Source organism: Georgenia wutianyii (assembly GCF_006349365.1).
Lineage (GTDB): Bacteria > Actinomycetota > Actinomycetes > Actinomycetales > Actinomycetaceae > Oceanitalea > Oceanitalea wutianyii.
This window is the reverse complement of the sequence record NZ_CP040899.1, coordinates 2,130,350-2,145,762: the sequence shown is the minus strand read 5'-3', so window position 1 is coordinate 2,145,762 and position 15,413 is coordinate 2,130,350. Positions and strand designations below refer to the sequence as shown.

Annotated in this window: 13 protein-coding genes and 1 pseudogene; 9 read left to right on the top strand and 5 right to left on the bottom strand. The window is 69.5% G+C overall.

The window, feature by feature from the left end; all coding sequences use genetic code 11:
- Nucleotides 1-75: 75 nt before the first annotated feature.
- On the bottom strand, nt 76-261 hold the full coding sequence (locus FE251_RS09545) for a hypothetical protein (protein ID WP_139948608.1): 186 nt from the start codon (nt 259-261) through the stop codon (nt 76-78).
- A 472-nt stretch (nt 262-733) separates the two neighbouring features.
- On the opposite strand from FE251_RS09545, the gene FE251_RS09540 reads away from it, so the two are divergent.
- The 6 genes and pseudogenes from FE251_RS09540 (at nt 734) to FE251_RS09515 (ending at nt 7,932) form a co-directional block, all read left to right on the top strand.
- Complete coding sequence (locus FE251_RS09540; RefSeq protein ID WP_139948607.1) at nt 734-1,957, top strand: toxic anion resistance protein; 1,224 nt, start codon at nt 734-736, stop codon at nt 1,955-1,957.
- 3 nt (nt 1,958-1,960) lie between these two features.
- On the top strand, nt 1,961-2,749 hold the full coding sequence (locus tag FE251_RS09535; protein ID WP_139948606.1) for a hypothetical protein: 789 nt from the start codon (nt 1,961-1,963) through the stop codon (nt 2,747-2,749).
- Between the two features lie 293 nt (nt 2,750-3,042).
- Nucleotides 3,043-3,516, top strand: coding sequence for a hypothetical protein (locus FE251_RS09530; RefSeq protein WP_223147520.1), 474 nt, complete (start codon nt 3,043-3,045; stop codon nt 3,514-3,516).
- A 137-nt stretch (nt 3,517-3,653) separates the two neighbouring features.
- Nucleotides 3,654-5,764: pseudogene (locus FE251_RS09525) on the top strand (GmrSD restriction endonuclease domain-containing protein).
- 89 nt (nt 5,765-5,853) lie between these two features.
- Entirely contained in the window at nt 5,854-6,447 is a 594-nt protein-coding gene (locus FE251_RS09520; protein WP_139948605.1) for a hypothetical protein, read from the top strand.
- A 393-nt stretch (nt 6,448-6,840) separates the two neighbouring features.
- The gene (locus FE251_RS09515; protein WP_139948604.1) at nt 6,841-7,932 is read left to right on the top strand and encodes an EcsC family protein; all 1,092 of its coding nucleotides are present in this window, start codon (nt 6,841-6,843) and stop codon (nt 7,930-7,932) included.
- Here FE251_RS09515 and FE251_RS09510 read toward each other — a convergent pair.
- Complete coding sequence (locus FE251_RS09510; RefSeq protein WP_139948603.1) at nt 7,929-8,723, bottom strand: isocitrate lyase/PEP mutase family protein; 795 nt, start codon at nt 8,721-8,723, stop codon at nt 7,929-7,931. The two genes, FE251_RS09515 and FE251_RS09510, sit on opposite strands and share 4 nt — an antisense overlap.
- Nucleotides 8,724-8,850: 127 nt before the next feature.
- Here FE251_RS09510 and FE251_RS09505 point away from each other — a divergent pair, with 127 nt between their 5' ends.
- Together FE251_RS09505 and FE251_RS09500 are read left to right on the top strand one after the other, a co-directional pair.
- On the top strand, nt 8,851-9,198 hold the full coding sequence (locus FE251_RS09505; protein ID WP_139073753.1) for a UBP-type zinc finger domain-containing protein: 348 nt from the start codon (nt 8,851-8,853) through the stop codon (nt 9,196-9,198).
- A 73-nt stretch (nt 9,199-9,271) separates the two neighbouring features.
- A complete protein-coding gene (locus tag FE251_RS09500; protein WP_139948602.1) occupies nt 9,272-10,159 on the top strand; it encodes an oxidoreductase in 888 nt (295 codons plus the stop codon).
- 40 nt (nt 10,160-10,199) lie between these two features.
- Here the strand turns inward: FE251_RS09500 and FE251_RS09495 are convergent, their stop codons facing one another.
- Nucleotides 10,200-10,829, bottom strand: a complete 630-nt coding sequence (locus FE251_RS09495) for a class I SAM-dependent methyltransferase (RefSeq protein ID WP_139948601.1) — start codon at nt 10,827-10,829, stop codon at nt 10,200-10,202.
- 107 nt (nt 10,830-10,936) lie between these two features.
- Nucleotides 10,937-11,878 carry a LacI family DNA-binding transcriptional regulator gene (locus FE251_RS09490; protein WP_139948600.1) on the bottom strand — a complete coding sequence of 314 codons (942 nt, stop codon included), beginning with the start codon at nt 11,876-11,878 and terminating at the stop codon, nt 10,937-10,939.
- 79 nt (nt 11,879-11,957) lie between these two features.
- On the opposite strand from FE251_RS09490, the gene FE251_RS09485 reads away from it, so the two are divergent.
- A complete protein-coding gene (locus FE251_RS09485; protein WP_139073736.1) occupies nt 11,958-12,893 on the top strand; it encodes a zinc-binding dehydrogenase in 936 nt (311 codons plus the stop codon).
- Nucleotides 12,894-13,280: 387 nt separating this feature from the next.
- On the opposite strand, the gene FE251_RS09480 is transcribed toward FE251_RS09485, so the two are convergent.
- Complete coding sequence (locus FE251_RS09480) at nt 13,281-15,242, bottom strand: serine hydrolase (protein WP_168202702.1); 1,962 nt, start codon at nt 15,240-15,242, stop codon at nt 13,281-13,283.
- Nucleotides 15,243-15,413: the final 171 nt, after the last annotated feature.

Sequence of the window (15,413 nt, the reverse complement as noted above, 5' to 3'; positions counted from 1 at the left end):
AGCACTACCCTGAAAACACCCGTCCCGATCGGGGCTGGTTCCACGTAGCCGAGCCTCCACGAAACCCGGGGCGGTTCAGGCCGACTCGAAGCGCTTGAACTGGTAGATGGCGTGGTTCATGTGCTGCGCGTTGAACAGACCAAGGTTGTTGAGAGTCCTGAAGTCTGCGACGGTCAGGCCGGTGACCCGCTCGAACAGCTCCGCGTCGAGGGACTCGATGACGTGCTTGAGAGCTTCTTCCCGGTAGTCGGTGGCGTACATGAACACGGGGATCTTGGCCAGGAATTTCTGCAACTTTTCCCGGATCTCGGCACGCTTCTTGGCGGGGTGTTGCCCGATGAGGTGGGGATGGGCATGTCCAGAGGATCTGGATGAAGGCGGCCTCGGCTACGGATGCGCCCGGGTGGGACCACACGGTCAAGATGACCTGCGGCGGTGACGGCCCCGGCACCGGGGAGCGCAAGCAGCCCCGGTCCCAGGGCGTTAACGAGGTCGGAGCCGAAGCCGACGCCGGGGGCGCCGCCCCCCGGATTTGTTCCGGTTTACGAGGGAGGGTAGGGGAGCGCCGGCCTGTCTGCCACGGAGACGGCGACGAGTGAAGATCTTCTCGCCTTCGCCCGGTCGGGGACCACCTGACCGTGCGCGTCGCGGCGTATGTCAAGGACTATGCCCCTGACCGACGGCCCGAAGGCTGAGACAATGGACCTCAGCCCCCTGCCCGAGGAGTGCACGCATGACGAACCCGCTCGACCTGAGCCGCAATGAGCCCACCGCCGTCGAGAACCCGCTGCACCTCGAGGCGCCGGAGCCGACCACCGACGTCGTCGTCCACGAGCCGGAGAAGGTGGGCGGCTACATCCTCGTGGACGCCGAGACCCAGCAGAAGCACGCCGAGACTGCGCAGAAGTTCCTCGACGACCTGCTCGCCACGCCGCTGCACAGCCCGGAGTTCCAGACCAAGCTCGCCCAGCTCACCTCGCTGGGGGAGGGGACGATGCGGCAGGCGGCGGACTCCACCAACCGCATGCTGCAGCGCCCCGCCTCCGCCCTGGCCGCCACCGGCGCCGACCCGGCGTCGCGCACAGGTGCCTCGCTCGCCGAGCTACGCCAGATCGTCACTGAGCTCGACCCCAAGCGCCACGACCTCACCGGCGCGCGCAAGGTCTTCAAGTTCCTCCCCGGGGGCAGCGGCATCCAGCGGTACTTCCAGAAGTACGAGTCCGCCCAGACCCAGCTCGACGCCATCACCAAGGCGCTCAAGGGTGGTCAGGACGAGCTGCGGATGGACAACGCCGCGATCCAGACCGAGCGCGACGCCCTGTGGGCCTCCCTCGAGCAGCTCGCCAACTACGCCGTCCTCGCCCGCCACCTCGGCGACGGCCTCGAGCAGCGCATCGCCGGCCTGCGCGCGGAGGGCAGGGGCGAGGACGCCGCCGCCCTGGAGTCCGACGCGCTCTTCTACGTGCGCCAGCGCCACCAGGACCTCATGACCCAGATGGCCGTGTCCATCCAGGGCTACCTCGCCCTCGACGTCGTGAAGAAGAACAACACCGAGCTCATCAAGGGCGTCGACCGCGCGCTCGACACGACCCTCTCGGCCCTACGCGTGGCCGTCATCGTCTCCCAGGCGCTCGGGCAGCAGAAGATCGTCCTCGCGCAGGTCGACGCGCTGAACTCCACGACGTCGGACATGATCCTCGCGACGTCGGAGCTGCTGCGCTCCCAGGGCGCCGACATCCAGCGCCAGGCCGCCCAGGCCACGGTGGACCCGGCCATGCTCCAGCAGGCGTTCGACAACGTCTTCCAGGCGATGGACGAGATCGACCGGTACAAGGCCGAGGCCACCCAGGCGATGAAGCAGACGGTCCACGTGCTCGAGGGCCAGGTGAGCCGCGCCCGGATGCAGCTCGAGCGCAGCCGGTCCTCCGACACCCCCGACACCACGGGAGGGAGCTGAGCCATGTCCCGCTGGACGCTGGGCAACGTCGTCAAGGTCGGCCTCGCCGTCCTGTTCCTGCCGCTCGTCGCCTACCTCGTCCTGTTCATCGGCGCGGTGAAGAAGAACCTTCGCGCCGTCCTCGAGGGCCTGGTCTACGCGGCCGGGTTCTCCGTGGCCGTGTTCTGGCTCGGCTGGGGCGGCCCCGGCTTCCTCCTCGGCCTCGCCTCGATGGGGGCCTCCGGCGTACGGGCCTGGCACCTGCGCGACCTGTGGCTGCCCAAGCGGCGCCGCTGGTGGCACCGCTTCACCGGCGAGCAGAACGCGATCGGCCCCGTCCCGGACGCCCCGCCGGCAGAAGCCGCGCTCGAGGGCACCGAGGGACGCGTCGCCGCGCTCACCTGGGTGGGTGCCTACGCCACGCAGTACCGGATGCGCCTGCCGGCGACGGCGTACACCACCGTCCACGAGACGTGCCGGCTGCTCGGCAGCGTCGTCGAGGCGGAGGCGCGCGCGCCCTCCCGCGACGCGCGCCTGGAGTACGAGCTCGACGCCATGGTCCGCCAGTACGTCCCCGGCGTGCTGCGCGGCTACCTCGCCATCCCGCCCGCTCTGGTCGACCAGCGCCAGCCCAACGGGCGCACCCCCAACGAGGAGCTCACCGAGCAGCTCGGGCTGATCGCCGAGCAGGCGCGCTCGCTCAAGGCGACCCGCGACAGCCGCATCCCCGCCCAGCTCACCACCACCGGCAACTTCCTGCGCGAGAAGTACGGGGACCGGCAGCAAGACGCGTACGACTTCGGAATCAGGTAGGGCCAGTCCGGCCGCCGGGGTATCGCTCGCGCAGTTGAGCGCCCGCGCCGACTTCGGGATTAGGTACACCCGATAGAGGCGTCGAACAGTTGACCCATCACTGGCTGGCCGAGGGCTTCGTATCGACGGCGGTGAGCGCGCCGGTCGACCGAAGCGCCGACGTTACGATCTCCGATCAGGCGCGGGAACCGCCTTCCGATTTGAGCCGTCCGTGTCAGTGGCGACTGGTAGACATGGGGCATACCTACCGAGGCCCGTGGCGTTGGTGACTCTCGGCGTGGTGGTGGCAGACAGTGGGCACCGACAAGCTGTTGGCGATGCGGGCAAACGGCGAGGAGAACATGAGCGATCACGGAACGATGCATGGTCGATCGCCGGCCGTTTGGGACGATTTTGTGGGGGCTGCGACAGCGTTCCTCAGCTCCGTCGCCCGGCGAGAAGGGCAGACGACCTACACCGAACTCAACCGCGAGCTAACTGAGCGGACGGGCCGTCCCGGCTTCAACTTCGATAGTCAGGCCGAGCGCGCCGCTATGGGGTACTTGCTCGGACGGGTCGTCGAGCACACACGACCAGAGTCGGGCTGCATGCTCTCAGCCCTCGTGATCTACCTTGGCGGTAACGACCCTGGCAGCGGCTTCTACGCTCTCGCGAAGCAGCTCGGGCTGCTGTCGATCTCCGCCAGCGCGGACGAACGCTTGACTTTCTGGGCCGCACAAGTGAAGGGCTTGCATCGGCACTACGCAGCGGTCGAGCCACGGTCATGAGTTCGCCGAATGGTGGTTGAGAATCAGCGAGGCAGGGCGGTGCCGCCGACCAGCCGCGTTGGTGCCCGCTCTGCCCTAGCCTCCAGCCATTCCCCCGCACGCCAAGGTGTCCTCGATGTACGGAAGGTCATGTGCCTGTGAAAGCGACAGAGGCTGTCCTGCTGCCGTTCCTGAAGAAATCCCCTCAGTTCGTCATCCCGATCTATCAGCGCACCTATAGCTGGACGACCAAGGAGTGCCGGCAGCTGTGGAATGACATCCTCCGCGCGGGGCGCAACGAAGACGTTCGTGCCCACTTCATCGGTTCAGTGGTCTACATCGAGAAGGGGCTCTACCAGGTCTCCTCTCAGACCCCCCTCCTTGTGATCGACGGCCAGCAGCGACTCACGACCGTCATGCTGCTGCTCGAGGTGCTCGCCCGTCACATCGCCGAGACCGAGCCGGTGGAGGGGTTCAGTGCCAAGAAGATCCGCAGCTACTACCTGCAGAACCCGCTCGAAGAGGGCGAACTCCGGTTCAAGTTGCTGCTGACCCAGACTGATAGGGACACGCTTACGGCCCTGGTCGGGCAGCGTGAGTTGCCCGCCATTCGATCTCACCGAGTTGAGGAGAACTTCGCCCTCTTCGAGAACTTTGTGGCTGACCTGGGTGAGGACGTAAGCGCCCTGTGCGCGGGTTTAAACAAGCTCCTCGTGGTGGACGTCTCGCTGGATCGGGTGCTGGACAACCCGCAGCTCATCTTCGAGAGCATGAACTCCACGGGGCGCGAGCTCAGCCAGGCGGACCTGATCCGGAACTTCGTCCTCATGGGCCTGGAGCCCGGACACCAGACTGAGCTATACCGGCACCACTGGCGGCCCATGGAGCTCGACTTCGGCCAGGAAGGGTACGGCGCTCACTTCGACAAGTTCATGCGCCATTACCTCACCCTGAAGACCGGCGAGATCCCCAACGTCGGTGCGGTGTATGAGGCGTTCAAGTCTTACTCGAGGACGCCGAGCGTTGCAGCCGCGGGCGTTGATGCCCTGGTGGCTGACATCCACACGTTCGCCCGCTACTACTGCGCGATGGCACTCGGGAAGGAGTCCGACCAGGCTCTCGGCGAGGCGTTCCAGGACCTTCGTGAACTTAAGGTCGACGTTGCATTCCCGCTGCTGCTGGCCCTCTACCGCGACTACTCTGCCGGGATCTTGTCCAGGGATGACTTCGTCACGGCGGTGCGCCTGGTCGACGCATACGTCTTCCGGCGGGCAATCTGTGCAATTCCGACGAACTCGTTGAACAAGACCTTTGCAAACTTCCACAAGAACCTGCGGCCGGAGGCGTACCTCGAGAGCATGAAGGCAGCACTGCTCCTGCTGCCTTCCTACCGGCGCTTCCCCAACGATGAGGAGTTCATGCGCGAGTTCCGCACGCGGGACCTGTACAGCTTCCCACGCCGCAGTTACTGGCTTCGTCGGCTGGAGAACCACGGCCGCAAGGAACGCGTCGCGGTCGACGAATACACAATCGAGCACATCCTTCCGCAGAACCCCAACCTCTCGAACGAGTGGCGGACAGCACTCGGCGAGGACTGGGAGCGGGTCCATCAGACCAAGTTGCACACACTTGGCAACCTCACCCTGACTGGCTACAACAGCGAGTACTCCGACCGGCCCTTTGCTGAGAAGCGTGACATGCAGGGAGGGTTCAAGCACAGTCCACTGCATCTGAACGACGGCCTTGCATCCGTCGAGGTCTGGCACGAGGGCGCAATCGACGCCCGCGCCCACCGCCTCGCTCAATAGCCACCAAGGTCTGGCCGGCACCCCACCTGCCTGCCGAGGTCCTCGCGCTGTATCGCCCTTCCACACAGCGCCCGGCTACGACGTACACCATCGACGACCACCGGCACCTGGCCGAAGGGACACAGTCCCGCATGCTCTTCGAGTCGCTCCGTACCGAGATCCTCGCTCTGGACGCGGGCATCACTGAGGAGTTCCTCAAGCACTACGTCGCCTACAAGGCCGAGACCAACTTCGTCGACATCGTCCCGCAGGTCTCCCGGCTCCGGCTATCGCTGAACATGCCGTTTCATGAACTGCACGACCCACGCGGCGTCGCCACCGACGTCAGCGGTGTTGGGCGCTGGGGGAACGGCGACGTCGAAGTGGGACTTACCGGCCTGGCCGACCTGCCCTACATCATGGGCCTGATCCGCCAGTCGTTCGAGATTCAACTCGGCGAACCCGAACGGACACTGGTGTAGACGCGCGCCCCTCCACGTGACCTCATCGCTCCGGGCGAGATACCGTCAGCCGCGGTCCGATGTGGGTCGAGGCAGACAGAGAGGTTGCGATGAGCGTCGAGGTCTGGGTGACCCTAGGCGGTGTGATACTCGCAGGCCTCCTGGCCTGGCACCAGCTGCGGGCGTCACTGTACGTACGCAGGCGTGAGTTCGAAGACATCTACGTCCAGCGCTACTGGGAGATCTCCAACCGGCTGAACCTCGACCTCCGGATCGGCAGCTACAGCGGCGGTGACTTCGCCGAATTAGCCGATGCTGAGGACAAGGACGCGCAGTACCTCGCCATGTGGGACTACCTGGCGCTATGCGAGGACCAAATTGACCTGCGGAAGAGCGGCAACGTCACCGACGAGGCGTGGGCCGTCTGGAGCAGCTCGATCGCGGGCACGGTCAGTCGCTACCCCTACGAGGCGTTCTACGATCTCATCGAGCAGGGGCTGGATGAAGCCCACGTCGATGAATCCGACCGCCCCTGGGAACACCTTCGAACGCTCAGGCACGACCCGGGCGCGGGACTTCCCGACCCGTACCCGCTCTCCGGCACCGGATGGCGCCAGCGGTGGCGCCGCTACGCCACAGGGCGACGGGAGCGGGTCGCGCTGACTGGCCTCGAGGTCGAACGCCTCAAGATGCGACGACGATAGGGTCACTCAGCCCGTAACTGCGATCCGCACCTGCCTGTCAGTTGGCAGGACGTCAACGCCGACCGCCACGCGTTCGCGGACAGGACGCAGCGTTCGCCGCGGGACAGGTCGCTTGCGCGCAACATCAGGTGGACCAAGCACTGGCAGCCGCTGCGACGTCGGTGATCAACCGGTGTGGATGAGACCTGGGGCGACAGGATAGGGCGAGCTCACACGGGCTTGTGGCGTTCGAGCGCGTTTCCTGGGCTCCATCGTCAAGCGAAACTGGACGGTGAACTGCTCCTTCTCGACGACCTGCGTCGATGGCGACGTGCGCAACGTATTGACCCCGATCCGTAGAAGTACGGCGCCAACTGCCCTACGCTGACGCGACGCATCTGAAAAGAGGAATCCGTGGAACGCAGTCTCTCCAGGTACGAAGAGTGGGCAATGGGGGAAGTTGAGGAACACCGTCGAGCCCAGCTTGCCCGGTCGCCGCGGCGCCTCGTCCCAGCGCAGGTACGCAAGGTGTCGGACCGTGCAGCGACGGTTGCCAGGAACGTGCCGGGCGCCGAACGCGTGCAGGGCGCTTACATGAGAGCTGCTGAGGGACTCACAAGGGCTGCATCGAAGGCTGGGCAAGCCACTATCACCCCGGACCGAGTTGTCCGGGCGTACAAGCGGCGCGGGTACGCGGTCGACTGCCTGGAGGACATCCGCGCGCTGGACCTTGAGGTGGTCGAGCGCAGAGTTCACCCGCGCCGCAAGAACCTCGCGTACTCAACCACTGCCTTCGCAGGAGGGGCCGTTTCTGGCGGAGTGATCACCGGGGGCGAGGCGCTGTTCGCAGCCGGGTCCGTTGCCGGAGCCGGTGCTGGCGGTGTGCCTGGTGTGGGGACCGTCGCCACGGCGATAGCGGCAGACACGGCGTTCACTCTGGCGCTCATGAACCGCGCCATCACGCACACGGCGCTCTACTACGGATACGACACCTCGGAGCCGAGCGAGGCGATCTTCGCGATGTCCGTCATGAACCTTGGAAGCGCGACGACGAGCGCTGCCAAGACGGCGGCCTACCAGGAACTGTCTCAGTTGACCCAGCAGCTGGCGCGCCGCGCTACTTGGCGGCAGCTGAATGAGCGAATCCTTCCGCGAATCGCAGCAAAGTTCGGCGCAAAGTTCGGGTTCAAGATCACGCAGCGCAAGCTCGGAACTCTCGTCCCCGTCGCGGGCATCGCCATCGGCGCCGGACTCAACTTTCACCTGCTCGACAGCGTTGGCGACGCGGCCTATTGGGCATATCGCGAGCGGTTCCTGCGGGAGAAGGCGGAGGACTTCTCGCTCTCGCTCCCAGCGGTGGAATTTGAGGACATCTCAGCGGAAGACGCAGCAGCCGGCGAGGACGAAGGCACGATTGATGTCATCTCGATCGTGGAGGAGACGCTGCGGGAAGTGGACGAGCCGCCGTCAGTCGAGGCTGGGTTGCCCGGGCCTGAAGGACGCTAGTTCAGCGCCCGCGTCGACTCCGGGATCACGCCGTCGGCGTACAGGCTCTTCGCGACGTCCTGGAGTGCGGTGAGCGCGACCCGCTGGGTCAGGGGCCCGTAGGAGATCCGGGCGACGCCGAGGGCCTCGTACTCCGCCGCGGTGAGCGCGCCGGGCAGGCCGATGACGCTGACCTTGCGCTCGCCGATGCCCTCGACGAGCCGGCGGGTGACGTCGGCGTCGAGCACTCCGGGGACGAAGACGATGTCGGCCCCTGCCGCGAGGTAGGCGCGGCCGCGCTCGACGGCGTCGGCGATCGACTCCTCGACGGGACGGCCACCGCCGCGCACGAACGCGTCCGTGCGGGCGTTCAGCGAGAAGGGCACGCCCTCGGCCTCGCCGGCGGCGACGACGGCCTCGACCCGCGCGGCTGCCTCGGCGACCGGACGCAGCCGGTCCTCCATGTTCGCCCCGACGATGCCGACGCCGATGGCGCGGCGGGTGGTCTCGCCGGTGTCCTCGTAGCCGTCGTCGAGGTCGGCGGTGACGGGCACGTCGCCGGCAGCCTCGACGATTCGACCGACCATGTCGAGCGTGAGGTCGAAGGGGATGGTGCCGTCCGGGTAGCCGAAGGTCGCGGCGATCGAGTGGCCGGCCGTGGCGATCGCCCTGGTCTCCGGCAGCGCGAGGACGGCCTTCGCCGAGACGACGTCCCAGACGTTCACCACCCGGAGGATCTCGGGGGCGGCGTGCAGCGCGGAGAGCGCGCGCGCCCGCTCGGCGGGGGACGTGGTGGTCGAGGTCTGCGTCATCCCGCCAGGCTAGTCGGACATCTCGGGCGCGTGGGCCCGGACGGTGCCCCTGCCCGAGTGCGAGCGCTGGTCGTACAGTGGAGCCGGGGCCGCCGTGGGGGCGACCGGACCCGAGGAGATGGTCACGATGACCGAGGCAGGCATCGACGTCAGCGTTCCTCCCAGCGGCACCGGCTGCGCCGAGTGCCTGCGCGACGGCGGGTGGTGGGCCGAGCTGCGCCGGTGCGCCGCGTGCGGGCACATCGGCTGCTGCGACAGCTCGCCGGGCACCCACGCAACAGCGCACTACCGGGAGACGGGGCACCGGTACATGCGCACCTTCGAGCCAGGGCAGTCGTGGTGGTGGGACTACGAGACCGAGTCCGTCACCGCCGGCCCGGAGCTCGCCCCGCCGCAGAGCCACCCGCTCGACCAGCCCACGCCGGGCCCGGCCGGAGCCGTGCCGCCCGACTGGCCCGAGCACCTCCACCGCTGACACCGCGTCAGGCGAGAAGCTCCCAGGACCCCGCGCCCGGGCAGGTCCGCCGGACGCTGCCTACATTGGCCCGATGGAGCCCTTCTCAGCCGCGAGCGTGCCCGACCTCACCGGCCGTACCGTCGTCGTCACCGGAGCGAACAGCGGTCTCGGCCGGGTGACCGCGCAGGTGCTCGCCGGTCGCGGGGCGAGCGTCGTCCTCGCCGTGCGCGACGTCGCCAAGGGGGAGGAAGCGGCGCGGCAGATGCCCGGCGACGTCGACGTCCGCCGCCTCGACCTCGCCGACCTCACCTCCGTGCGGGCCTTCGCCGCGGGCGTCGACGAGCCGGTCGACGTCCTCGTCAACAACGCCGGCGTCATGATCCCGCCGCTGGGCCGCACGGCGCAGGGCTTCGAGCTGCAGCTCGGCACCAACCACCTCGGCCACTTCGCGCTCACCAACCTCCTGCTCCCGAAGATCCGCGGGCGCGTGGTCACCGTGTCCTCCAACGCCCACCGCGCCGGAGCGATCGACTTCTCCGACCTCAACTGGGAGCGCCGGCGGTACCGCCCGATGGGCGCCTACGCCCAGTCCAAGCTCGCCAACCTCCTCTTCACCACCGAGCTGCAGCGCCGCCTGGAGGAGGCCGGCTCTCCGGTTCGTGCGGTCGCCGCCCACCCCGGTCTCGCGGCGACCAACCTCCTGCGCGGGCCGGGTGGCCGGCTGCAGGCCGTGCGGGACCGCCTCATCACGGCGTTCGCCCAGACCGACGAGGACGGTGCGCTGCCGGTGCTCTACGCGGCCGTCGCCGACGTCCCCGGTGGCAGCTACGCCGGGCCGGGTGGCCGGTTCGACCGCGGCGCCCCCGCCCTCGTCGGCCGCTCACGGCGGGCGCGGGACGCCGAGACCGCCCGCAGGCTGTGGGCGGTCTCCGAGCAGCTCACCGGCACGACCTTCCCGGTCGAGACCGTCCGGTCCTGAACAGTCCGCCGTCGCGACCCGCGACGACGGGGAACGGGGGTCAGGCTGTCCGTTCGACGCGCACGACGACGTCGTGCAGCGGGAGCTCACCCTCCCGCGTCGTGACCGTGCGAGCGCGCTCGGCGGCGGTCCGCACCGTCCACGACGACGCCGCGAACAGGGCCGCGACGTCGGCCGCGCTCACCTCAGCCTCCCGGGGGTAGTGGTGCTCGGCGTCGCCCGAGCCGTGGGCGATGACGAGCAGCGTGCCGCCGGGAGCGACGAGGTCGGACAGGCGCTGGTAGAGGTCGAGCTGGGGGATCGCGGCGTGCGCGTAGCACGTGACGACGAGGTCCCATCGCTGCGCCGGCTCCCAGGCGAGGAGGTCGGCCTCGACCCAGGACAACCGGCCCGTCACGGACGCGCGGCGGGCGTTCTCGCGCGCGGCGGCGAGCGCGGCGGCGGAGATGTCCACCCCGGTGACGTCCCAGCCGTGAGTCGCGAGCCAGATGGCCTCCGCTCCGGCGCCGCACCCGGCGTCCAACGCCGTCCCGGGCGTCAGGTGGGCGGTCTCCTCCGCGAGGTAGGGGCTGGCCGCAAGCCGGTCGTGGGACGCCTCGGCCCAGTGCCGGTCCCAGTAGGGCCGGTCGAAGGCGTGGTCGTCGTGCTGGTGCGGGGCGGGGTCGGCCATGGCGACACTGTGCGGCCGGCCCGGCACCAGGGCAAGCCTCGCGGGCCAGGAGGGAGGGAGCAGCGCCGTCGCGCCGCCGGCACGCTCGCCGGGGACGCAGACTGCGCTCACGTCGACTCGCCGAGGACCACCTGCGACGGCGCACTGTCCCACTCCGGGACCGGTAGGCCGAGGACCACCCGGGCCGCCCGCCGACCGTAGGCGGCGCCGTCGATCCGGACCGTCGTCAGCGACGGCCGCCAGAGCCGGGCAGCCGCGTCCTCGTCGAAGCCGATGACTGCCAGATCCTGCGGCGCGCGTAGCCCCAGGGTCGCCATCCCGGCGAGCACGGCGAGAGCGACGTCGTCGCTGTGGGCTGCCACCGCGGAGACCCCCTCCTCCCGGACGAGGCGCTCGACGGTCTCGGCTCGTCGCGCCTCGTCGCCCCCGATGACCGTCTCCACGAGCGGTGGCAGGCCCAGCTGCCGCGCGGCACTGCGGGCGTGTGCGCGTCGCGTGCGCGCGAACGGAACGTCCTCCGCCGGCCCGACGAACGCGATCCGGCGGTGGCCGCGCTCGACGAGGTGCCGCAGCTGGGCGAGGGTGTGAAAGGCGAACCCGGCATGGTCGCCGGCGGCCACCCCCGAGACGACGTCGTCCTCCTCCCCGCCCGTCGTCACCACGGTGAGGTCGAGGGTGGCCCGCGGGGCGACGGCGTCGATGACGTCCGCGATGATCCCGCCCGGCTCCGCGGTGACGAGGAGCGAGTGGCCGTGGCGGCGCAGCTCCGCGGACATCCCCTCGACCAGCGTCGCGACGGTGCTCCCGCCGATCATCGCGCCGACGTTGAGGAGGACGACGGGGGATCGGCCCTCGCGCAGTGCACGGGCGATCCGGTGGGGGACGTACCCGACCGAGTCGGCCGCGCGGCGCACCCGTTCCCGGGTGCTCGGGGTGATCGTCTGCCCGGCCGTGCCGTTGAGCACGTAGCTCACCGTCGCCGTCGAGACGCCGGCGAGGTCCGCGACGTCGCGGATGGTCGGACGGCGCGCCAAGGACTCGCGAGTCACGCTCCGACGCTAACACTTAAACGATTAAGTGACTACGTTTCCCGTACCACCCCACGACATCCGAGCAAGGAGGTATGCGATGAAGGCATGGCAGTTCGAGGGCACCGGAAGGCCGATCGCGCTCAACGAGATCCCTGACCCCCAGCCGGGGCCGGGCGAGGTCGTCATCGACATGCGCGCCGCCGGGCTGTGCCACAGCGACGTCATGTACATGCAGATCGGTGAGCGGGCGATGCCCTTCCTGCCGATGACCCAGGGCCACGAGAACGCCGGCGTCATCAGTGCGATCGGCGAGGGGGTCACCGGGTGGGAGGTGGGCGACGCCGTCGGGGTATGCCCCTCCGGCGTCAGGCCGCCGGCGGGCATGTTCACCCCCGGCGGGTTCGCCGGCAAGATGGTCGCGCACTCCGCCGACCTCGCGCGCGTGCCCGAGGGCATGGACTGGGCGCTCGCCGCCCTCGCCACCGACGCCGGCATGACCTCCTACCACGCGATCATCAAGGTGGGCGGTGCGCGCGAGGGCATGAAGGTCGGCGTCATCGGCTACGGGGGTCTGGGCCAGGTCGGCGCGCGTGCCGCGGTCCTCAAGGGTGCCGAGGTGCACGTCGCGGAGACGAAGGAGTCGGTCTGGGACCTCGCCAGGGCGGCGGGAGTCAGCGGCGTGGTCGCCGATGCCGCGGAGTGGGCCGGCCAGAGCTTCGACCTCGTCGTCGACTACGCGGGCTACGACACCACCCAGCGCGCCCTCGACGCCGTCCGTCGCGGGGGGACGGTGGTCCAGGTGGGGCTCGGGCAGCCGACGTTCACGATCAACGCCAACACCATCCTCGGCAAGACCATCACCGGCTCGCTCGGCGGCACCGTCGAGGATATCGAGGAGGTCTACGAGCTCCTGCGCCGCGGGGAGATTCAGCCCGCGTACGAGGTCATCGGCTTCGAGGAGATCGGCGAGGGCCTCGGCAGGCTTGCGCGCCACGAGGTCACCGGCCGCCTCGTCGCCCGGATCGGGGACTGAGCGCGAGCGGGGCCGCCCCACAGGTGGCCCCGCTCGGACTTCGGCTGGGCGGAGACGTCCAGGCTCGGGACGCGGTTCATCCTGCTGTCCGGGCTCGTGGCCGAGATCCTCACGCTGCTCACCGCCTCCGGCGACCTCGGACTGTTCACGCGCAACCTCGCCGGGATGACGGGTGCCGGTCTACTCCTCAGGAGGCACCTGGGCGTGGTGGTCGCGGCCCTCGTGCCCGTGGCGTGGGGGATCGCGATGCTCACGTTCGGCAATCCGGACGGTGACCGCGTCCTGTCGTGGGCCGGCCTGCCCACCGTCACCCGGGACTCCCTCGCCGCTCGCGCGGGCGGGGAGGCCGCCCCCTCGCGACCTCCCCGCCCCGTGCCCTGCCCGCGGTTAGCGGAACGACGCCGCCCGGCGGCGAGTGGACACCGCCGCCGTCCCTCCGGCGAGCAGGACAATCAGGAGGCCGAGCAGCGCCGCGGCCGGCGCGCCCGTCACCGGGAGGCTGCCGCCTCCCGCCGTCGGCCCCTCGCCACCGCCCGGCGCGGGCGCCGGGTCCGGGGCGCCGGTGGTCGGCGGGGCGGTGGGCTCCTTGGTCGGCACACCCGGACCGGGCACCTCGGCGGCGGCGAGCGCCACGAGGTACTCGTAGATCGCCAGCCCGATCTCCTGGACCACGGGGTTGCCGATCTCCTGGGCCTCGGCGAAGGAGGACGTCGTCGTCACCTCGGTGAGCACCGCGACGGCGGCCTCGTGACCGGGCACGAGGAAGTAGCCGACGTCGTGGGTGACGTTCCCGGTCTCCCCGGTCTTGTGGGCGACGGGCGCGTCGTCGAGGACGGCGCCGAACTTCGTGTCGACCTCCTGGTCGCCCATCCAGGTGAGGATCTGGTCCCGCGAGCCGGCGGCGAGCAGGTCATCGCCGTACATCGCCTCGAGCAGACCCATGGTGTCGGCGAGGTCGAGGACGTTGGCCGGGTCGCTGATCCGGTCGCCGGGGAACATCTGCCGGTTGAAGCGCATGACCTCCAGGCCGAGGTCGTCGAGCAGCTCGCGCGTGGTCGGGATGCCCGTGTAGTAGAGCAGCACGTTGGTCGCGGTGTTGTCGCTCTGCACCACCATGAGCCGGGTCAGCTCACGCACCGTCGTCGTGTACGGCATCTGCTCGTGCTGCAGGCTGCCCGAGCCCGCCACCACCATGTACGGCGAGATGGTCACCGGCGCGTCGAGGTTGAGCATGCCGCGCTCGGCCTGGCGCATCACCGTGGCGAGCAGGGAGAGCTTGATGACGCTCGCCGGGTTGTACGGCGCGGGGGAGCCGAGCAGCAGCGCGCCGCCGTCGCCGGCGAGGTCGGTGAACCCGACCGAGGCCCGGATTCCGCGCGCCTCCGCGCGGTCGAGGAAGGGCTGGACCACCGTCTCGACGTCGTCGGCCACGTCGCCCGTGACGCGGGCGAAGTCGTAGACGACGCGCGCCGCCTCCTGGACGAAGACGTCGGCCTCCTCCCGGGGCATGCCGGTGAAGGACGACGTCGCGGTGAGTGCGAGCTCGCGGCCCGGCAGGAGAATGACGCCGGAGTCGTGCGACACGTCGGAGAGCTCACCGGTCTTGTTCGCCAGGTGCGCCCGGGGCACGACGGCGCCGAACTTCGTGTCGACGAGCTGTCCGCGCATGAGGTCGAGGACGTACTCGCTCGAGCTCTCGCTGAGGATGCCCCCGTCCCACAGCAGCGTGACGAGCTCGGTGACCTCCGCGGCGGAGATGTAGTTCTCCTGGAGGGGAGGGGAGGCCGGGTGGATCATCTTGCGGCCGAGCCGGAGGTCCTCCAGACCGAGGTCGGCGGTGTACTCGTTGACGGCGTCGAACCCGCCCGCGAGGTCGATGAGGACGTTGGTGGCGGTGTTGTCGCTGACCTGGACCATGAGCTCCATGAGCTCGCCGACGGTGATGTCCAGGGGGAAGGAGCGGTCCTGGAGGGTGCCCGAGCCGCCCACGATGTTGGGGTCGCCGGCGGGGATGGTGACGACCTCCGCTAGGTCGAGGTCCCCGGCGTCGACGTCGGCCATCAGGGTGGCGAGCAGCGGCAGCTTGATGATGCTCGCCGCCTTGACCCGCTCGTCCGTCCCGGCCACCAGGCTCGCGCCGTCGTGGTCGCCGGCGAGACCGGTGACGGCCACGCTCAGCGTGACCCCGGCCGCTGCCGCGTCGGCGACGACGGCGTCGAGCCCGGCCTGCAGCCTGTCCCAGTCGTGCGTCGGCTGGGCGGAGGCGGAGCCCGCCCCGCCGAGCGCGAGGGCGGCGCCGAGCGCTGCCGCCGTCACCGCCCGGACCGCCTGTCGTGATCCTGTGCGCATGCGAGGTCCTCTCTGCGTCGTGGTGGACACGACGAGTGAAGCCGCCGGAGGTTGCCGCTCTGTTTCGCGCGTTACCGACATGTCACGCGACCTGAGACCGCCCTCCCCGGTGTCGGTGCGCTCGGTTACCGTTCGTGCGGGGGCCACACCGATGCCCCCTTTGCCGACCAC